Source organism: Herpetosiphon sp., assembly GCF_003512625.1.
GTDB classification, from domain to species: domain Bacteria; phylum Chloroflexota; class Chloroflexia; order Chloroflexales; family Herpetosiphonaceae; genus Herpetosiphon; species Herpetosiphon aurantiacus.
The window spans coordinates 47,259-69,055 of the sequence record NZ_DOPT01000006.1 but is presented as its reverse complement, the minus strand read 5'-3'; the positions used below and the strand labels follow the sequence as shown (position 1 = coordinate 69,055).

General features: G+C 51.3%; 10 protein-coding genes. 1 reads left to right on the top strand and 9 read right to left on the bottom strand.

The window, feature by feature from the left end; genetic code table 11:
• The first annotated feature begins 583 nt into the window (after positions 1 to 583).
• Positions 584 to 3,301: an aconitate hydratase AcnA gene (gene acnA, locus DEF47_RS01430; RefSeq protein ID WP_012191629.1), complete on the top strand. Its 2,718-nt coding sequence runs from the start codon at positions 584 to 586 to the stop codon at positions 3,299 to 3,301.
• Positions 3,302 to 3,453: 152 nt separating this feature from the next.
• Here acnA and DEF47_RS01425 read toward each other — a convergent pair whose 3' ends face one another.
• The 9 genes from DEF47_RS01425 to DEF47_RS01385 form a co-directional block, all read right to left on the bottom strand.
• On the bottom strand, positions 3,454 to 5,292 hold the full coding sequence (locus DEF47_RS01425) for an adenylate/guanylate cyclase domain-containing protein (RefSeq protein ID WP_012191630.1): 1,839 nt from the start codon (positions 5,290 to 5,292) through the stop codon (positions 3,454 to 3,456).
• Positions 5,293 to 5,304: 12 nt separating this feature from the next.
• Complete coding sequence (locus tag DEF47_RS01420; RefSeq protein WP_012191631.1) at positions 5,305 to 5,991, bottom strand: dual OB domain-containing protein; 687 nt, start codon at positions 5,989 to 5,991, stop codon at positions 5,305 to 5,307.
• Between the two features lie 111 nt (positions 5,992 to 6,102).
• Positions 6,103 to 6,534, bottom strand: coding sequence for a hypothetical protein (locus tag DEF47_RS01415; RefSeq protein WP_012191632.1), 432 nt, complete (start codon positions 6,532 to 6,534; stop codon positions 6,103 to 6,105).
• A gap of 87 nt (positions 6,535 to 6,621) precedes the next feature.
• Complete coding sequence (locus DEF47_RS01410; RefSeq protein ID WP_012191633.1) at positions 6,622 to 8,055, bottom strand: helix-turn-helix domain-containing protein; 1,434 nt, start codon at positions 8,053 to 8,055, stop codon at positions 6,622 to 6,624.
• 222 nt (positions 8,056 to 8,277) lie between these two features.
• Positions 8,278 to 8,856, bottom strand: coding sequence for a single-stranded DNA-binding protein (locus DEF47_RS01405; RefSeq protein ID WP_012191634.1), 579 nt, complete (start codon positions 8,854 to 8,856; stop codon positions 8,278 to 8,280).
• Between the two features lie 52 nt (positions 8,857 to 8,908).
• Positions 8,909 to 9,487, bottom strand: coding sequence for a hypothetical protein (locus DEF47_RS01400; protein ID WP_287044925.1), 579 nt, complete (start codon positions 9,485 to 9,487; stop codon positions 8,909 to 8,911).
• A gap of 586 nt (positions 9,488 to 10,073) precedes the next feature.
• Positions 10,074 to 10,907: an alpha/beta fold hydrolase gene (locus DEF47_RS01395; protein ID WP_012191636.1), complete on the bottom strand. Its 834-nt coding sequence runs from the start codon at positions 10,905 to 10,907 to the stop codon at positions 10,074 to 10,076.
• The gene (locus DEF47_RS01390) at positions 10,904 to 11,284 is read right to left on the bottom strand and encodes a response regulator (RefSeq protein ID WP_012191637.1); all 381 of its coding nucleotides are present in this window, start codon (positions 11,282 to 11,284) and stop codon (positions 10,904 to 10,906) included. Before DEF47_RS01390 ends, DEF47_RS01395 begins: the two co-directional genes overlap by 4 nt.
• Positions 11,285 to 11,308: 24 nt before the next feature.
• Positions 11,309 to 21,757 (bottom strand): GAF domain-containing protein, encoded by a 10,449-nt coding sequence (locus DEF47_RS01385; protein ID WP_041304806.1) that lies wholly within the window; start codon positions 21,755 to 21,757, stop codon positions 11,309 to 11,311.
• Positions 21,758 to 21,797 lie beyond the last annotated feature (40 nt).

The following is a 21,797-nucleotide window of genomic DNA, read 5'->3' as shown; positions in this document are numbered from 1 at the left end:
CGTATCGAGTAAGAATCAGAAACAAATTTAACGCAGATGCGCAGAGAGTAAAGATAGGATCAGCCACCCCAGCAACCGCGAAGGACGCGAAGCACCCGAAGGATGGGGAATGGAATCAATAATAATAATCCACAGCATGAATATTAGGGGTGCAGGGGATGAAAACCCCTGCGTCTCCCGCCTTGAGGCGGGACGGAAGGGTGGTGAACAAAGGGTTAGAGAAACGTATGAGGGATGAAAGTATCGGGTCGGGTAGAAGTCAGGATTAAATTTAACGCAGAGGCACAGAGCAACCGAAAGGATGAAGGATGAAATGAACAAATCTATGCATAAGAACCCTTCGCGCTCTTGGTGTCCTTCGTGGTTCCGGCTCTTCATATTCTTGATGAATCAATGCTCAAAGAAATATCTATTACAACAACGATTAAGCATAGATAAAGCCTATGTTAAGCCAAGGGTCTCTCTAGTTGCAGGAACGGCAGGCGGCGAGTACCATAGGAGCTAGAACTAGAAACAAGCAATTGTTCTAGACCCAGCATGTCCTGATGCTTGGGATGACCCATTAGTGCCTAGAGAGGTTGCGATGACGCACAAACGCCAAGATGATTTTGGGGCCAAAGCCACGTTGACCGTCGGTGATCGGTCGTTGGTTTACTATCGGCTCAACAAACTCGAAGAAGATGGGATTGCCGCTGTCTCTAAATTGCCGTTCTCAATCAAGGTGTTGTTGGAAGCTATGCTGCGCAACAACGATGGTTTTGCCGTAACCAAACAAGATGTTGAGAATATGGCGCGTTGGAATGCCGCCAACCCCGAAAAAATTGAAGTTCCGTTTAAGCCAGCCCGCGTAATTTTGCAAGATTTCACGGGTGTTCCGGCAGTAGTGGATTTGGCCGCAATGCGGGCTGCGATGGCACAGCAAGGTGGCGATCCTCAACGAATTAATCCACTAGTTCCGGTCGATTTGGTGATCGACCACTCGGTGCAAATCGATCAATTTGGCTCAAAAATGGCTTTGTTCTTCAATGCCGAGCGCGAATTTGAACGCAACGCCGAGCGCTATGAGTTTTTGAAATGGGGCCAGCAAGCCTTCGATAACTTCAGCGTCGTGCCGCCCGAAACCGGGATTGTGCACCAAGTCAACCTTGAATACTTGGCAAAAGTTGTTCAAGTCTTCACCGAAGAAGGCGAATTGGTAGCTCTGCCCGATTCGTTGGTTGGTACCGACTCGCACACCACCATGATCAACGGCCTTGGCGTGGTTGGCTGGGGCGTTGGCGGGATCGAAGCCGAAGCCGTGATGCTTGGTCAGCCAATCTACATGCTCTTGCCAGAAGTGATTGGCTTCAAAGTAACTGGCCAATTGCCTGAAGGCGCGACCGCCACCGACTTGGCCTTGACCGTCACCGAGTTGCTGCGCAAAAAAGGCGTGGTTGGCAAGTTCGTCGAATTCTATGGCCCAGGCGTGGCTAATATGGCACTCTCAGACCGCGCAACGATTGCTAACATGGCTCCCGAATATGGCGCAACCATGGGCTTCTTCCCGGTCGATCAAGAAACCATTCACTTCTTGCGCAGCACTGGCCGCTCGGATGAATTGGCCGATTTGGTCGAAGCTTACAGCAAAGCTCAAGGCTTGTTCCTTGATGCTAACTCGCCTGAAGCTGAATACACCGACACTGTGCATTTAGATCTTTCGACGATTGTGCCCAGCGTTGCTGGCCCCAAGCGCCCGCAAGATCGGGTCGAATTACAAAACACCAAAGCATCGTTCCAAAAATCGTTGACCGCACCAATCGCTGAGCGTGGTTTTGCCTTATCAACTGAGAAGGCCGAAAACACTGCCACGGTGCAAAATAACGGTCACTCAGCCACGATTGGCCATGGTGCAGTCGTGATTGCCTCGATTACCAGCTGTACCAACACCTCAAACCCATCGGTGATGTTGGGTGCTGGTTTGTTGGCCAAAAAGGCCGTCGAAAAAGGCTTGACTGTTGCTCCTTACGTCAAAACCAGTTTGGCCCCAGGCTCACGGGTGGTTTCCAGCTACCTCGAACAAGCCGAATTGATCGAGCCACTTGAAGCGCTGGGCTTTCACGTTGTTGGTTATGGCTGTACCACCTGTATCGGCAATAGCGGGCCATTGCCTGAACCAGTCGCCGCCGCCGTGCAAGAAGGCGAATTGGTTGCAGCCGCCGTGTTGAGCGGTAACCGCAACTTCGAAGGCCGGATCAATCCATTGGTCAAGGCTGCCTACTTAGCCTCGCCACCATTGGTCGTAGCCTATGCCTTGGCGGGCACAATCAATCTCGATTTGGCAACCGAGCCATTGGGCAACGACAAAGAAGGTAATCCGGTTTACTTGCGCGACATTTGGCCAAGCCAAAGCGAAATTCAAGAAACCGTGCGCAAAGCGATCAAGCCTGAAATGTTTACCCAACAATATGGCAACGTCTTTGCTGGCAGCGATGCTTGGAAACGCGTGCAAGCGCCAACTGGCAACATCTACGCTTGGAACAACGACTCGACCTATATCCAACACCCGCCATTCTTCCAAGATTTGCAGCCTGAGCCAGCGCCAATCGGCGATATCACGGGCGCACGGGTTTTGGCCTTGTTGGGCGATTCGGTAACCACCGACCACATCTCGCCAGCAGGTTCGATCGCCAAAAATAGCCCAGCCGCTAAATATTTGATTGATAATGGCGTTGATCCTCAAGATTTCAACTCGTATGGCGCACGCCGTGGCAACCACGAAGTGATGATGCGTGGCACATTTGCCAACATCCGCCTGAAAAACTTGTTGCTGAATGGGGTTGAAGGCGGCTATACGCTCTACTTCCCAACTGGCGAGCAACAATCGATCTACGATGCCTCGATGGCCTATCAAGCTAGCGGCACGCCGTTGGTGATTTTGGCTGGCAAGGAATATGGCACTGGTAGCTCACGCGACTGGGCCGCTAAAGGCACCTATCTCTTGGGCGTAAAAGTCGTTATCGCCGAAAGCTACGAACGGATTCACCGCTCGAACTTGGTCGGGATGGGCGTGTTGCCATTGCAATATCGCGCTGGCGAATCGGCGGCTAGCCTTGGCTTGAAGGGCGATGAAAGCTTTTCGGTTGAAGGCATCAACGACGATTTACAAGCTCGCTCAGAATTGACCGTGCGGGCAGTACGCCCCGATGGCAGCGAACTTAGTTTCCAAGCCGTCGTGCGGATCGATACCCCCGTTGAAGTTGAATACTACAAGAACGGCGGGATTCTCCATACCGTACTGCGCCAATTGGCAAAAACTGCCTAAGCGCTAAAACCAACAATCCCCATGCTGTTTTTGGGCAGCATGGGGATTTTGTTATAGATGCAGCGAAGAACATCAAGGTATTTTTTGCCACGAATTGTACAAATATCACGAACATATTCCGCTAGCTAAAGCCTACAGCCGATAGCCATATTCTATGCCCGATGCTCGCGCTGAGCCATTGGCATCAGCCGATAGAGCGTAAACACCTGCGATATGCCTTTGAGATTGTGAGTAAAAGGTTCGCTTAGCAGATTATGTTGACTAAGTATTGCCCGCACCCCTGCCGATTCCATCACATCAGAAGTCAAGACCACATCATCGCCAACACTCAGGCCTTGAGCACGCGCCGCAGCATTGACGGTTGTGCCAAAGTAATCAAGCACTTCGTTGGCATTAACCGCAATACAAGTTCCTGTATGCAACCCAATTTTGATTACGATTGGTGGGCGTTCAGGGCGGGCTTGGTTGGCTTGCTGCATATTATGGTGGATTGCCAAGGCCGCCGCAACGCCATCGTTTGGGCTGGCAAACACCGCCATCACTGCGTCACCAATCGTTTTTACAATCGAGCCATTGTGCTGTTCAATCGCCTTGAATAGCACATCGAAATGGTCGCGAACCATGGCATAGGCGCTTGAGTCGCCATGCTGCTCGTACATCGGGGTTGAATTTTTAATATCACTAAATAAGATTGTCAGATTTTTGATTGCCAAGCCCAAGCCAGGTGCTAGCACTTCCGATGAGAACAACGATCGAAATTCGGGCAAGGTCGAAACTAGTGAGGCGCTGACCCGACCAACCCCCCAGGCATCGTGCTCGATAATCAACAGTTGTTCGCGATCGGTGGTGTTATGCACATTCAGGGTTGTAGGTTCAAGTGCCAACGTTAATGCCGCTTGATCTGGGCCAGTCGCGGTTAGATTGATTATGGCATTGGTTGCGCCAGCAGCTTGGGCTTGAATCGTGCAGCGTTGCTCAATCCCCAACATGCGTAAGCGATAGCCACCAGGGCCAAGCTGAACCATTAATTCACGCTGTTCGTTGGGTTTGAGGCGTGCTTGGGCAACGATATGCTCATTCAAGGCTGGCGAGCCAAGCGCACAGAAGGTTGCATTACTAGCACTGCGCACCTTGGGATTGACCGAAAAACGCAATTCAACATACTCATCAAAATTGAGATCGTAGCGAATATTGCATACTTCACAATGGGCGGTTGCCGTTAGGTCGCGTAAATGCGGCGAGGGTTCGCGGGCAACCCGACAATTGGGACACAACACATCCCAATTCATATCGAGCAGGCCCGTCCAAGTAGCATATAAAAAGACCCGTAATAAGCTGATTCGTTCAGCACCCCAAGCATCCGCCAACACAAATGGCCGCATGGTCGCAACATCTTCATCGCGTTGGGTTTGAATCAGCTCAAACAAACGATCGATTAATTGCTGATCGCAAGGTAAATCGCGCATCCGATTGCGCAACTCTTGCAACACATTGCGATTGGCGCGAACTTTGCGAGCTGGCGGGAAATAATTAGTTGCATTAGGCTTTTGGGCCACCGAGCGAAAAAAAGCTGCTTGCCCAGTAATCATCTGATTAGCCACAAACCAACCCACTGGATAGCCCAGCAGATTCTTGGGGAAAACATCGACAAAGGTTTCAACTTCAGTGCTAATCGAGGTATGCGGGACGAGAATTGTGCCACCGATCAAGCGATCTAATGGGGGGAAATGCTCAAAAACTCGTTCAACCCGCAGCTCTTTTTGATAAATCCATTCAAAGGGATGTTCGACCCATTGCACTGGCAGGCCATATTGACGGGCATTACCAACCACCTCGCGCACACCATCGCTGCGGGTTCGTTCGCTATAAACTAATGGTGGTAGGCCAACGGCGTGGTTAACTTTGCTGGTTTGAGCCGCAATTTCCCAAACCTCAGCCAATCCTAGTGGCACGATAGTCGATTGTTTTAGGCGAAACGGCTTAAGCGCCATTATGCCCCTCCCTTACAGCCGAGTTGGGTCGATCCTAGCGGCATAGGCTGGCACTGTATGAACTCCACGTACCAACAAACTATGGCCATGAATCCCAATCACCAGATAAATTGGCCCGAAGCGAGCCTGTAAATCATCGGGATCAAAGGCTAATTCATCGACACCTTCAGATTGCATCCATTGTTGACCAAAGGCACGCCAAGCCACATCAGTCACCGGAGTTTCATCAACGCTTTCCAAGCCCAGCAAATCAAACAGCATATAGCTTTTGAAGCGTTTTTCTTCCCGTTCAAACATCGCATGCACTTCATGGGCTTGAATGAGGCATAACGAGCGTTCACGCCGTTCGAGCACTGCCGTCGGATCTTGGTCAAGATGCTCAGGCAGAAACTTAGCATAGCGTTCTGGTGTGATATGCCGCAGCAACTGTTTGCTGGTCGCAGCGCCGATCGCCCATTGTTCAACAAATGGCGGTTGGGGATGCGGCTCCAAGCCTTCCCAACGCACGACATCACCAGGTTTGATCAACGAACCATCAGCCAACGTCAGATCGCTCAATTGGAGCGGGCCATCAGCCCGCACAATATCGATCCACACCCGACCAGTAATCGGGTGAGCTTCGGTGCTCATGCCTGCTAAGGCTACACCTTTTTTCACCCGCGATACTGCCAAAACCAGCAAATCTATTGGTTGCGCCATAACGTTTAAACCATTGTCCAATGAGTGAATCTTGCACCATTATGGTGAAATCTTGGGTCATTGTCAATTTGGCTAGGGCGTTGGCTGCCACAGTCAAATGGCATCCAGCACCTATTTTTCTAACAGTTGCCGAAATTCGCGTGAACGTTCCCAGGCTTGGGGGTCACTTTTCGATAATAAGGTACAAATTACCCGTTTTTGATCACGATTAAGCGAATCGGCTCCGGTTGCGACTGCCCGCAGCGATAAATCAGCATCAGCTCCTGGGCCGCTCAAATAATCTTCCAAAAACGAATTAGGTTGTTGCGGCAAGTAATATTGAAGTTTAAATGTTTGGAGTGTCTGAAAGATTTCGGTGATCACATGGGTAAATTGAATCGCAAAGACCGCAGCACCACGCGGCGCAGGAATTTCGCGATATTTGCCGACAACTAAGGGCGGCGAAGTTTCACTAAACATATACTCATCGTAGGCTTCAACCATCACTCCAGAATCACTGAACAAGAGCGTTGCCCGTACCACTGTTTTACGCCAGAGCCGCATACAATCCTCCGAACAATCGTGTGTCGAGTACAACAATGTTGGACGCTATCGCCACGATAGCGCCTGCTCCTTCGATTGTCCTCTATTCTACGCCTTTTTTAGATCAGGCTTTTGGCTCTGATAGATGCGATGAAGGGCTAAACCCAACTGTAATGCCAACCGATCAGGCGCACGGTCGAGATGATGCGATGTAATATTTTCGATTCGACCGAGCCGATAGAGGAGGGTATTACGGTGAATATGCAGCGCTGCTGCGGCCTGACTATGGTTGCCAAGATAGGCAAAGAACATTTGTAGGGTGTACAACAGGTCGCCATCTTGTTTGGCATCGTGGGCAGCTAATGGGCCAATCGTCCGATCATAAAACATTCTAGCACGAGCTGAGTCTGCCACACTCAGTAGTAGCCGATAAACGCCTAATTCGGCTCCGCCAGCCAACACGCCTGCCCCTAGTAATTCGCGGCCCAACCGTAATGCACCAATTGCCTCGGCCCAAGCCCCCGACCATGCACCGTTTTCCGAAGCAATGCCAAAGCCGCCATCAAGTACCCAACTGGCTTCATGCAAAGCACTATGCACTTCACGCAAACGCTGCTCAGGATTATCAAGGCTATCGATCGGCATGGCCAGCACAATAATTCCATCGTGATCAGCAATAAACGCTGGATAGCGCAAGCGATCGCAGGCTCGGCGCACTGCCGCCATCACCCGATCGATCTGCAAGGAATCTTGCGGGCGTAAAGCAGCTAGGGCATAGGCTGAATCGAGCAAAATGCCTTGCTCCGCTGCCCGCCGTTGCCCAGGAACATCCAAGGGAATCCCTGCCAGCAACGATTCAAGCACGCTGCCGCGCAAACGATCCTCGGTGGCTTCGATTGCCCGTTCTTTATCGAGCAGCAACGATAATGCGGCTGAGCCTTGTTCGAGCGCCCCTGCATCCCACGGATGGCTGCCAATACTGCCCAAAAAACCAACGCGATGGCCATCAAGCAGCACTGGTACGGTGGTGGGCATCCCCGCATCAGCCGGAAAAACCACACTATGGCCAGTCCAGAGTTCAAGCATGCGTAAAAGCGTTGTGCGGCCTTCACTCAGGCCATTCGTGGTTAGAGCACTATAAAGTTGCGCCGCACGACGCTCATATTGTGCCTCGGGATCGGAAAGTAAGCGCTCGCTTTCACGTTGTACCATGCGCAAATCGGCGTTATGTGGCAATTCAAACAAGGTAATATTAGCGGTTTCCGCCGCCGCTACTGCTCGTTCATCAACCATTCCGGTGAGGCCAACCGCCAGCACCGAAGTCCCGTTCAAGCGCTCAATCAAGCGAGCCAACGAAAGCCGCAACGAATCCAAGACGGTTGTACTAACGAGCACAACTTCGGAGCCAGCAAGGTCGGGCAGCGCTGGTTGGGTCGGACGTGCCAGCACAACTGCCCGCACTGCAAGGGTGTTGGCCTCGCCAGCTCGCAAGCTGGTTGTTGGTGGTAAGGCCAAGCGCCAAATTTCATATAGAGTTGCCACGATCGATACCTAAACTTGGCGACGATTTTGGTTAAAAATCGCCTCTCTAGCAATTTGCACAATCTGATGTTGAATTATGGCATAGTGTGGCAACTCATGCAAGCGCTTCCTTGGCTGTCAATTGTTAAATTTGTGAATAGCATTGTGCACATTGTATAGAGCTTAAGCAAACACCACCGTCGTGCGGAACGGTGGTGTTGCAATCAGGAGCCAAGCAATAATTTAGAACGGCAAGTCGTCTTCGTCGGTTACGACTGGCTTGCGTGAAGCTGGCCGAGTTTGGGTTGCGGCTGGCGCGGCGCTACGAGCTGGTGCTTTGGCTGGCGCGGTATTCCCACCATTGCCATTGCCATTGCTGCGAGCAGGGGCGGCAGGTCGGGCAGCAGGTCGGGCAACTGGAGCTGGCTCAGGTGGGTTAGCCCATTCTTCTTCTGGCTCCTCGGCGTTGTAGGCCATGCCCTCGCGCCGACCATCGAGAATAATCATATCGTTGGCCACAATCTCGGTTTTATAGCGAGTTTGACCGCTTTGTTCCTCGACCCACGAGCGGGTTTGGGAGCGGCCTTCGATATAAACGCGAGTGCCTTTATTCAAATATTGGTTGCAAATTTCGGCTAGTTTGTTCCAAGCGACGATTGAAAACCATTCGGTATCTTCGCGTTGTTCGCCTTCAGCAGTTTTCCACGAGCGGTTTGAGGCCACGCGAAAAGTGGTTACAGCAGTGCCCTGGGGAGTAAAGCGCATTTCAGGGTCGGCACCCAAGCGTCCAGTCAATTGAACTTTGTTGAGATCCTTGGCCATGGTAGTAGATCCTCCGTTTTAACGTAAAAACTCGTCATATATCGATCAATACTCAAGCGGCAACGCTGTGAGCAGGACTATCTTTGCGGCGGTTTTCCAGCCGTTCGCGCTGGGTTGATTTGCGATAGGCTTCTAATCGGCCTTGATGCTGTTGCAAAAAGTCACGAATTTCGAGGCAAATGCCCAGCCAATCGTCGGCAGGGAAGCGCATTGCCATTTGGGTGGTTGGCTTGCCATCGGGGGCAATCCCACCAGTTGCAGTTTGCTTGCCTGGACCAATCGTGATTGATAAGCGAATTGGGAAGCGAGCAAACTTATGATCAGCGCCAGGATCGCATTCAACTTTAAACAAACGACTTTCGATTCCATCATCGCGAACAGAGCCACCGAATACTTCAAGCTTCCAACCTGGCTCAAAAGCCTTCCCAGTTAAGGTGTGGTGCACCAACAATTTACAACGCAAAATTGGCAAGTAGGCGTTAGCCCGATCAAGATGTACGCGACGTGCCCGATCATAGCTGACAACTTCCCATTCAAGCCGCTCAATACCCATTGCATCGTAAACATTACAAAAGTTTTTGTTGGTGGTGTATTCCACTAAGGCATATTTTAGCTGTTGTTTGGCTTGCATACTCGGTTCCCCATTCGTCAGTATATCATCGTAATAGAACATATATTCTATTCCTACAGGATAGCACAGCCTGCGAGGATGTCAAGCACTTGCATGGGTGGGTTTGCTGACCTCCAAAAGCACTAGTTCAAGCTATGACAAGCCGTAGAATCGGCTATCTTTGGCGATAGGAGTAATAGACCAACAAATCCCCGATGTGGGTAGCCCATAGCCATCCGCTTTTTAGCCACGAATTGCACGAATTTCACAAATTATCGTTTCATCCCTCATCCTTCGATCCTCTGTGCCGCTGCGTTAAACCTAGCCCATATATTCTATGTGCAATGGTTTATCGTATTAGCAACGGCTAGAATACCCTCACCCCCTAGCCCCCTCTCCCGCACGCGAGGCGAGATGGGAACCACGGTTGGCGTGCTCCCCTAGCCTGCCGCAGTGGGAGAGGCGCTGGGGGTGAGGGACGGTGACTATTGGTTTTTACCCAATGAACCATTCCATCTATGCTCTATGCTCCGATCCCCAACATAAATAAAAAAACCGCCAACCACAGCCGTGGTGACGGTTGCTACGAATCATCGTTTTTAAGCGCCTACAAATACTCGAATTGGCTGATCCGTCGTCGCCACTCTTCCTTGATTTGGACAGTGTTTGCGCCGCGACTGGTAAAGAAATCGAGAATCAAACGATTGAACTGCGAATTAACATCCAAGAATGGAAAGTGGGTACTATTTTCCATTGTCAGCACTTGGTGTTCGATCGCCGCAGTTTCAAACAATTGAGCATGATCACGGGCAACAATTTGATCGTTGCCACTATAAATGCCCAAGGTTGGGGTTTTAAGCGTTTCCAGGGTTGAGCGCAAGTCAGCTGCTAGCACCGAATCAAACACCCGCTGAATCACATCGCCCGACGTAGCGTTGGTATCTTCCAGCACTTCGCGATAGGTGTCATCATCAATTTTGATATTTTTGAGCAGCTTGCTCCACGTTTCATTGGGGTTCGATTTGCCCATCAAGCGCGAAAGCGTACTGGGCTTCACCAAGGTGCTCAACGGCTCGCCATACACGGGCATGTTCGAGGTGATCACTTTGATAAAACTATTGGGAGCTTGTGCCGCCGCCCGAATTGCGACCATGCCGCCAAGGCCATGGCCAACCAGGTTGGTACGAACCATCCCCAATTCGCGCATAAAGGCTAAAAGTTGCTCAACATAGGCATCGATATTGTAGGTACCGATCGATCGATCCGAATCGCCAAAACCCCAAAAATCGAGAGCATAAGCCCGAAAGCGATCGGAGACCATCTCCATCGATGGAACCCAATAGCGCCAAGAGCCAAGCCAACTATGCAAGAAGATAATTGGCTGACCACGGCCAAAAACCTCGTAATGCACGACCCGATTTTCGATAAAAATTGCACTCATGCCCGCGTACTCAACAATTCGCGCACCCGACCAATGAGTGTTGCTGGGGCATAGGGCTTGAGCATATACTCAGTCGCGCCTGATTCCCAGCCTTCCTCAATTTCGGTTTTTTGCCCTTTAGCCGATAGCAAAATAATTGGTGTCGAAGCAAACTGTGGATACTTGCGCAACTCACGACATGCTTCGTAGCCAGTCATCCGTGGCATTTTAATATCAAGAACCAGCAACTCTGGAGTGACCTGAAGGGCTAGTTCAACCGCTTCTGCTCCATTATGTGCTTCGATCACCTCAAACCCGCCAAGGCTCCGCAGGCTAAAGCTGGTCATAAACAGCACATCTGGCTCATCGTCTGCAACGAGAATTTTGATCATGCCCATCGAAGCTCCTGTGTTCTGCCGATGCTAGACCTCATCACGTTCGCCTAAGTCGGGGCGTGGTTGCACTTCTGGTAGCGAGAAGCTGAATGTACTGCCCTCACCATAGACACTTTGCACCCACATATCGCCATTATGCAATTCGATAAACGACTTAGCGATGGAAAGCCCTAAGCCTGTGCCGCCAACTTCATCACGTAGGGGACTATCGGCTCGATAGAATCGTTTGAACATGCTCTTTTGTTGCTCGGCTGTCAAACCGACCCCGGTATCTTTGACATCAAGCTGGATCATCTTGTCCTCGTTGATGAAGGTGCGGATTATCACATCGCCACCAGCGTAGGTATACTTGATCGCATTCGAAACCATGTTCGTCAAGACCTGTCCAATCCGCTTACTATCATACTCGATTAATGGCAATGTGTCGTCAAGCTCGAGTTTCAGCGTCATATTCTTCTTCTCGATCTCAAGTCCCCAAGTCGCCACGATATCGCGCACCAATTGGTTGATTTGGTTCGGCGCAGTGTTCAAGACAATCTTGCCTGCTTCCAAGCGCCCAATTTCCAACAGGTCTTCGACCAAGCCCACCATGCGCATTGCATTGGTCTTGACAGTATTCAACATTTCGCGTTGTGGGTCGGAGAGTTGGCCAACCGCACCCAGCAAGAGCAAATCGACAAAGCCGCGAATTGGAGTAAGCGGCGTGCGCAACTCGTGCGAAACCGTCGCCACAAAGTCGCGCTTAGCCCGATCGGCTTCAACTTCACGGGTGATATCGCGCAAGACCACCACAACCCCGAAGCGTGAGCTTTCTTCGCCAACCACTGGGGCAAAGTTAGCCGCAATCGATTGGCCTGGCAATTCGATCATGCTGCGATGCACGCCTTCAGAGCGTTGCACCACCTGAATGCCTTCGTGCAAACCAGCATACAGCAGCAACGAACGACCTTCTTCGTGGAGTTCTTCTTCGTTGCGCGGAGCCGCCACCACTTGCAAGCTGTTGTGCATCACTTCCGAGCGCGGAATCCGCAGCACATCTTCGGCGGCAGGGTTGTACAGAATGATCTTCTCGGTTTGGTGGTCAAGCACCATAACCCCTTCCGAAACACTCTGGAGAATAGCAGCGGTCTTGCTGGCTTCTTCGCGTTGTTGCCACATCGCATCAGAGAGCCGGTCAGCCGAATCATACACCAAGGTGTAAAGGTCGGCGTTGTGCAAGGCCGAAGAAACTTCACCACCAATCGTCGAGAGGAAGCGCAGGTGATCTTGGGTGAAGAAGCCAATTTCGTTGCTATAGAGCATCAACACACCTTGCGGTGCGTCGCTCGAAAGCAATGGCACAGCAATCACCGAGCGTACATCGTCGCCGCGACCACTTTGAGCATTCGTCCAGCGCTCATCCAACCAAACATCGGAAATCACCACGCCTTCGTTGTGTTCGATGATCCAGTTGGCCAAGCCTGGGTGTTGGAAGCGTACTCGCGTTTCGATTGATTTCAAGCCCAATTCTTCGTTGAGCACTGCATGACACACCAAATCTTTGGATTCGCGGTCGAGCAAGAAGACCGCCCCACGCCGTACCATCAAGGCCGAAGCCGCAAGATCAAGTGTGCGCAACAAGAGTTCGTCGCGGTCGAGGGTCGTCCCAAGTTCGGTTGCAATGTTGTAGAGCGCTTCGACCCGTTCCTTTTCGCCCTTAAGTTCCAAGGTTCGTTGATCGACGATTTCTTCGAGTTCAAGGTTGAAACGGCGAATTTGATCGAACAATTGAGCATTATTGATCGCTTGGCCAATTTGGGTTGCCAAAATCATCAAGCTCGAAATTGTGCGTTCGTTGAAGGTAAATGGTTCGTCCATCCCCACGAACACCACGCCGCGCAAGCCTTCGCGCAACATTGGCAAGAAGATCGAGCCACGCATGCCGATGCTATTAACGAATGGCGCTAAGCCTTCGTCGGTGCTAGCATCGAACAACGCCAATGGATGGCCTGAGCGCAATGGCCGCAGAATTTCCATGCTGCCAACATCAAGCTCGTTGGTATCGGGCAGTTCCAATTCCATATGGTCGCGGTTGAGCGCCAATGAGTTGGTAATTGTATAGCCATCGCCTCCAACCACGATAATCCCGCCGAAATCGGCCCGCGACATTTCGATTGCGCTCGAAGCACTAATCGCCATCAATTCGTCGATTTCCAAGGTACTGGCCAAGGAAACGCTGGTTTCTGAAAGCGTCGAAAGTTCGCGCACGCTCTGGCGTGATTCGGAGAAGAGCCGTGCATTTTCCAGGGCTTGGGCGGCTTGCGAGGCAATCGTGAGCAACAATTGCACCAATTCATCGCTATAGGCATTATCTTGCTCATAGCTTTGAACCGTCATAACCCCGACAACCTTATCGGCGGCGATCAGCGGAATCCCTAGCCATGAACGCGCCATATCGCCAACTTGATCGACCTTCATTTCGGTCATGCGTTCGGCGATATGTGGGCCTTGCAGCAACAACGGCTGGCGCTTACGAATGACATATTCAGTCAAGCCATTTACGCCGCGCTGCGGCATCACGTTAATTGGATGGCCATATTCGTAATACAGTGGGAAGGTCACTTCTTTATTGCGCTCATCATACAGCGCCAGATAGAAGTTTTCGGTTTTGACCAACTTGCCAGTTTGTTCGTAAATCACCCGCAGCAAGTCGTCGAAACGCACCGTCGAACTCAAGGCTTGGCCGATATTGTTCAGGGTATTCAAGCGCTGAATCGATTGTTCACGCTCGGAGAATAAGCGAGCATTGGCAATCGCCGCGCCTGCCTGCGCCGCAACCGTGGTGACAAAGCTCATATCATATTCAGAGAACGAATACTCTTCATAGCTCTGAATATTGATAATCCCAATCACATCAACGCCGACCACAATTGGCACAACCAGATACGATTGTTCAATCTCACCTTGACCACCAACCCGCATGGCGCTGGTTTCCGAGGTGATTTGGGTTTGGGCATCACGATATTCGTTGGCTTCTTCCGAGGTGTTCAGCAACAACGGCTGGCGATGTTCGATAACCCACGCTGGCACGCCAACCGACAATCGGCGTGAACCAATCGTGACTGGTGCACCCCGATCATGGGCTTCACGGAATTCCATCGAGTGGGTTTGTGGATCGTACAAGCCAATGAAGGCGGTACTAACATCAACAATTTCGCCCAAACCAGCATACAAGCGCTCTAAGATTTCATCCAAACTAATGGTTGAGGTAATCCCTTGGCTGATGCGGTTGAGCGTATCCAGTTCACGAATCCGGCGTTCACGTTCGGTAAACAGCATGGCTTTTTGCACAGCTGCCGACGATTGATTAGCCAACGATTCGAGGAACTGAAGTTGTGCCCGACTGAATGTGTTAGGTTGTGGGCTTTGAATAACAAGCACGCCCAACGGCTGATTGATATTCATCCCATAGGTTTGGCTACCCATGGTGATCGAAGCCGCAATTACCGATTCCGGTTCAATCGCATCGGGAATGCCTTCAAGCCGTGGCGAGAAACGCTCATTCAGCAAATCGCTGCTGCTGTTGAACATCAATGGACGTTGCTCAAACAACATCGTTTTGAGGAAGTTGTTGCTCAGTACATGCGAAATCAACGAATAGGGCTGACCATTGCTAAAGCCAACCGTGGTCGAGATCATATTGGTTGGCGCATCGTAGAACACGATATACGCATTGTCAGTATTGTAGATTTCGGTCAAGCCCTTCAAAATTGAGCTAGCCAATTCTTCGGGCGAGAGCGTCGCAGTCATCGATTGGCTGATCGACGACAAAATTGCTGCTTCGGTTACTTGACGTTCGCGATCAGCAAACAAGCGGGCATTTTCAAGCGCAATTGCCGTTTGGCTGGCGACCGCTTGCAAGAATTGAATGGTTTCGGTGCTGAATGCTCGTTGATGGGGGCTTTGGATGGTAATAACCCCCAAAACCATATCGCCCAGCATAATCGGAATCCCGACCCACGAAGCCATCGGCGTATCGTGGCCCAGCAAGAAGCGCGAGGCATTGGCAGTTTCTTCGATGGTGTTCAGCACAATCGTGCGCCGACCGCGAATCACTCGGCTCAGCACGCCTTCGGCCAAAGCTTGCGGCTCCAGCCGCTCCTCACGGCCAGCATTCATCACCACAGGGAAGGTCAGCACATTATGATCGCTGTCGTAGAGCACGATGAACGAGTAGCGCGTATCGACCACGCTGCTCAGGCGTAAGTGCAATTGGCGCAGCAAGGTTTGTGGATCAAGCGTCGAAGTGATCGCTTGAGTCACATCATTTAATGCTTGCAACACCGTAATTTGGCGTTCACGCTCAACAAACAGGCGAGTATTTTCAATCGCGATTGCCGCTTGGTCGGCCAAAGCACTTAACAGCGCTGTATCATCTTCGTTGAATGAAGCGCCAGCCCCCGACATCACGCTCAACACACCCAGCAACTCATTGCGATAGACAATCGGTACGCCCATAAAGACCGAAAGGCCATGGTCGCGATTGAACTCAACATGTTGCGAGATGATCGGCGATTCGCCATCGGTAGCACTGGTTGTTAGCGGTTTACGTTGCTCAGCGACCGTACCAACCAAACCCTCGCCGCGCTTGACCCGTAAGCTTTGCACAAAATCGGTTGGCAAGCCCAACGAGGCTGCTGGCTGAAGTTCTTCATCACCAGTAAACAGAATCACGGTTTCGATATTGAGTTGGCGAGCCACCAAGCGTACCAAGGTATCCAAGACTTGAGTTGGCTCGTGGATTGAGCTAAGCGCTTGACCGGCTTCCAAGAGCACCGACAATTCGCCAACTTTGCGGCTCAGCACATGAGCTTGGCGTTCAGTTTCAGCAAATAGACGGGCATTTTCCAAGCCTTGCGAAATTTGGTTAGCGATGGTTTGGCAAGTTTCAGCATCGCGTTGGCTGAAATGACGGCCCTGACCAATATGATCAAGCCCGATCGAGCCAACGACTTCGCCCTTGACAATCAACGGAACCAACATCAGCGCTTGAATGCCCAATTGGCTGATCGTTTCGCGGAACGATTCAGTTAATTCGTGCTCAAGCGGATTGTTGATGACCAATGGGCGGCGATGGCGCTGCATCCATGGAATCGTGCCGTTGTTGGCCACCGGTACTTCGATGCTCATATCACCTTTGGGGAATTCGGCGCGGGTGTAGCCAACTTGGGCTTCGTAATCGAAAATCACCAAGCGAGCTTGCGAAGCATCGGTCACTTGGGCCATTTCTTCAACCGCCAAATCGTAGAGCACTTGGGTATCAAGCGTCGATGCGGTTAGATCAGAAACGTGATTGATCAGTGCCAAACGTTCAGCTTCAGTTGCCAGTTGCTCCAAACCATCCTGAGTTTGGCTATACAACAACACATTTTGCATCCCCAACGTTACCTGATAGGCCACGTTGATCAGCAATTGCAAATCGCGTTCATCGAACATCGCTTGCTTATAGTGTTGTAGCAGCAAAATCCCAAGCGGTTCGTCGTTGCTGGTGAGCAATGGCACACCCATCAACGATTGCGAAAGCACCGTATCGGCAGATTGCACCCGTGGATGAATATCGGGATAGGCCTTCATTTCCTCGTCAACATGCTTGAACAGCAATGGTTGACGATGCTCCAAAATCCAAGCCGTTAGCGAGTGCGGCGTAATCGGAGTAGCTTTGGGATATTGAATAATCAAGCCACGATCAATCACAAAGCTATGGATACGTATCGTCAGATCGCTATCAAAAACGCTCAGATTGAAAATTTCAATCGGCAAGAACTCACGCAACACGTTATACACGCCCTGCATCAATTCATCAGCGTTCAAGGTTGAGCTAGTAACTTGGCCGACGCGGCGAATCACATCCAGCTCTTTAATTTGACGATCACGTTCGTTGAACAGCTGAACTTTTTGCACACCCAAACTAATGTGCGAAACCACATTGGTTAAGAAGGCGACTGTGCGCTGATCAAAGGCATTCGTCCGATAATCTTGTAACGAGAGCATCCCAATTGGTGCGCCGTCGCGAGCAATAATCGGCACGCCAATCCATGAGCGGGGCGATTTATTTTTGCCCTCGATTGGATTGGCCATTGGCTGAACGCCCTTTTGTTGCAACTCAGCTTTATTATTAACATCGGCCAAAATCAAGGGCGCACGATTTTGCACCACCCACGCGCTTGGGCTGCCTGGGCGTGGCTTGCCACGCGGCGTGCGTTCAGCTGGCACACCTTCCTGGACAGCATAGCCATCGGTAATTTGGTCGTGCTCAGCATCGTAGATCATGGTGTAAAAAACTGGAGCTGAGGTTACTTCTTGTAAGTATTCAGCGGTCAAACCCAGCATTTCACCCAGATCAAGTGAGGCGCTCATCAACTGGCCAATTTGGCTAATCGCATCCAACTCGCGAATTTGGCGTTCGCGGTCGCCGAAGAGGCGGGCATTTTGCACCGCCAAGGCCACTTGGCTAGCGATTGTTTGCAGCAACTCAGCTTCACGTTCGCTATAGATATTTGGCTCGTAGTGTTGAACCGAGAGCATCCCCACAGCGGTGTCATCGCGAATCTTCAGCGGCACGCCAATCCACGAGCGTACCCATTTATCGGGGTTGCCAAAGCGCTTGATCGTATATTTGCCCTCAATTTCTTGGGGCATATCGCGGAAGACCAAGGGTTCAAGGGCGTTAACAACATGGGCTGACGGCGAGTTGGGCAACAGCTTCTCGCGTTGCTCTTCGATGAAGAATTTGCCTTCTTCAACATTGACCCGCAGCACAATCTCGCCATGAGTTGGATCATAGACGAAGCTATAGAAGACGTTCAATTCCAAGGTTGTGCGCAATGATTCGTAAACACCCTTGAGAATTTCGACAAAATCGAGGGTTGAATTGGTTAGGCTACCAATTTTGTTGATCAGCGCCAATTCATTCAAGCGCGATTGGGTATCGGTGTAGAGGCGCGAGTTTTCAATTGCCACAGCCAATTGGTTGGCAATCGTATCGAGCACCGCCGCATCGCGTTCGCCATAGCGCCCAGCTTCATTATGTTGCAGCGAAAGCACCCCCCGCACCGTACCATCACCCAACAATAGTGGCACGCCAATCCACGAACGCGGAACATCGGTGCTATTGCCTTCATCATTACGCGGTGGGCTATTCTCCTCGTCGTAATGAAATTCGGTGGTCATATCATTGAAATACAACGTTTTGCGCTGCTTGATGATTCGTGCCATCAACGAGCTTTCGTTAATTGGCCCATTGACCACATCGGGCATAAAGTGTTCGTCATCAATCGCCAACGATTTGACCACACTATTGCGCTGGGTATCAAAGACTGCCAAATAGTAGGCACGAATTGGCAGGTTTTCGCGGAGCACATTGTAGACTTCACGCGCCAAATCATTGAATTCGAGGCTAGCAGTTGCAGCACGGCTAATGCGGTTGATAATCGCCAGCTCGGCAATTTGGCGCGAACGCTGATCAAACAGCCAAGCATTTTCGATTGCAATTGCTGCTTGGTTGGCGAAAATTTCCAAGGTTTCGACCGTGCGGCGAGTTGGCGCTTCGTGGGTAAACGGATCATCGACCGTCATAATCCCAATTAATTCGCGTTCGGTCGAGTAGAGCGGCACGAGCAGTTGATCGCCATCGTGCCAAGCATTCGAATCGCTGCCGCGGGTGATGTAATAGGCTCGGCCAATCCGATATTGGGGGTCGAGCAAGGGGTGCACAGTTTCGATCGAAATATCTTCGCTGCGCAATTGTTCCAAATCGGAGAGGGCAATCCCCGCGCCGGCAGCGGTGCGCATAATCGTCGGACGCGCTGGATCGATCAGATTGAACAAGACCATGCGATAGCCAGCGGCTTCGGTTACACTAAAGGCAATTTGCTCAAGCAGATTGCTCAGCTCCATATCGGCCCGTAGCGCGTTACCAATCTCCAACACTTCATTTAAGAGGCTTGCGCGTTGTTGCAACAATTCACGTTGCTTAACTTGCTCCTCGTAGTGTTGAGCATTACCGATGGCCAAAGCAGCTTGGTCGGCCACAGCTCGTACAAAATCGAGCGCAGCGTGATCGAAAGAATAACCTTTGGCATCGCCAGCAATAATTGCCCCAGCCACCCGATTTTCATACAAAATTGGAGCCATGAGCAACGAACGAATTTCGCCCCAGGCAATATTCGCTTCTAAGACGGTTACATCATCATAAATCAGGGCTTCGGCGCGTTGCATTGGCGCACTCAGCAAGCCATTATTCAGCAATGGTAGCGCCAGAACGCCAGCAGCTTCGGCTGAATTGTAGCCAGTTTGTGCGATAACTTGCAGCGATTCATCCTCGTTATGCAGCACGACAATCCCATAGCCACAGCCAGTAGCTTGGGTGATTTCGGTTAACATCGCGGGCAGCAATTGCTCTAGCTGCAAGGTCGAGGTTAGTTCGCGGCTGATGCGTTGGAGCGCCAAAAGCTCGCGTACCCGTTCGCGCAACACTTCGTCGGTGGCTTCGTAGCGTTGAACATTGCGCAACGCTTGGGCTGCTTGTGAAGAAATAATATTCAACAAGCGCTCATCTTCAGCATCAAACCGCCCAACCGTGCTTGAACCAAGCTCCAACGTCCCGATCAATTGATCGCCAATCAGCATTGGCACGCCCAAGAATGAGCGGAAGGCCAAGCCACTTTCAGTTTCGTGGGGTCGAATTGGCTTGACAATCTTTTGGCGTTGCAAATCGTCGATGCGCAAGGTGGAGCGATGCCGCGCCAACCAACCAGTCAAGCCTTGATCGATGCCATACGAACCACCTTCGCTAGCATAGTGCTGGCGAGTGCGTGGCGTGGCAAACTGGCTATTCAAGACCTGATTTTGCGGATCGTAGAGACAAATTTCCAGATCGATATTGTCAAAGAGCTGGACAACGCTTTCGCCAATGCTTTCGAGTGCAACTTGCAGGCTCACGCCTGAGGTCAATTTGGCGCTCAGCGATTGCAGCACGGAAAGCTCAGCATTGCGGCGGCGCTCATCATTTAATAAGCGCGTATTGCCAATCGCTGTGGCTGCTTGGGCCGCCAAGGTTTGGGCCAAGGTAATTTCGCCAGGATTGAAGGTACGGGTTTTCGAGGTAGTGGTACAGAGCAATGTCCCAATTACCCGCTCCTTGAGCAGCATCGGCAAACCTAAAGCGCTGCGAATGCCACGGGACTTGAGCCATGAACGTTGAGCATTGATCCGCGGGTCAGTATCAATATCGACAACCACGACCGGTTGTTGGGTATCAAACGATAATTTCAAAATCGATTCAGGCCGCAACTCATAGGTTGCCCCAATCGAGAGATCAAGCGAATTGGCAGCATCATCGTCGGTGGCTTGAGCCACCAACTCACAGAGTTTGCGCCGATCATCCCATAGCAACAGCAAACATTGCTCGACCCCAAGGGCCAGCAAGACATTTTCAGTTAATCGATTGAGAATATGGCTAAGATCAAGTGATGAGCCAACCGTCAAGCTATTTTCATACAGCAAATACAATTCGCGCGAGCGTTGACGTTGGGCATCGAAGAGTTTAGCTGTGCGCATCGCCAACGAAGCTTGGGCAGCGAATGATTCAAGCAAGGCCAAATCAGCATTTTGAAAACCGCGATCAGGCTCGATATGCACCAGCACCAAGACCCCGATAATCGCCTCGTCGGCGCGGAGCGGCGCGGCCATCACAGCCGTGAAGTTAATTCCCTCGGGCAGATTATCGTATTTTTCTTTAGCTTGGGCATAATCATTGACCAGCATCGGCTTGCCACTTTGGGCCACCTTGCCAGCCACACCCTTGCCAACCTGAATCCGTGCGCCATTCCAATTGGCCGGAAATTGCACAACTTGGCGCAACTCCAAGTATTGCTGGTTGGAATCGGTCATGTAGACCCCACCGCCAGCAGCGCCCAGTAATTCGGTTGCTTGAGTGACCAAGGTTTGCAAGAAATCGTCGGCATTGAGTTGCTGAGCCAACCCTTGCAACGATTCAGTCATGGCTGCAACCGTGCGTTCACGGCGGGCAAATTCCTCTTGCAAGGCCACGCCCTGCCACAAACTGGTTAGTTGCGCGACCAAAACCGTCAGTGGTTCAGGCTCAATTGTAACTGGAGCGACCAAAACGCCAGGCACCTCGGCAGTGCCAATCTCAAACATCTGCCAACCATCTGGCAGGCGAACCTCACTTCCACCATTTAAAACGCGAGCAGGCAACAACCGATTGGTTGCGCGTTTATTCATGCCCCATGCAGTCAACAACGAACGTTGTTGACCAAGGCGTAAGATCGCCCCTTGAGCAAACATGCCGCTTTGTTTGAGCAAATCGGCACAGCGCTGCGCGAACGTTGGCAAATCAGGCGATTGCTCACGGGCGAGGTGAGCAATGCCTGTTAACACGTGCCAAATTGCGGTGGAAGGAGGAGAGATTTTCATGGGCATTTGTGTTCTTTAGGCACAGGAATTAACTCCTGGC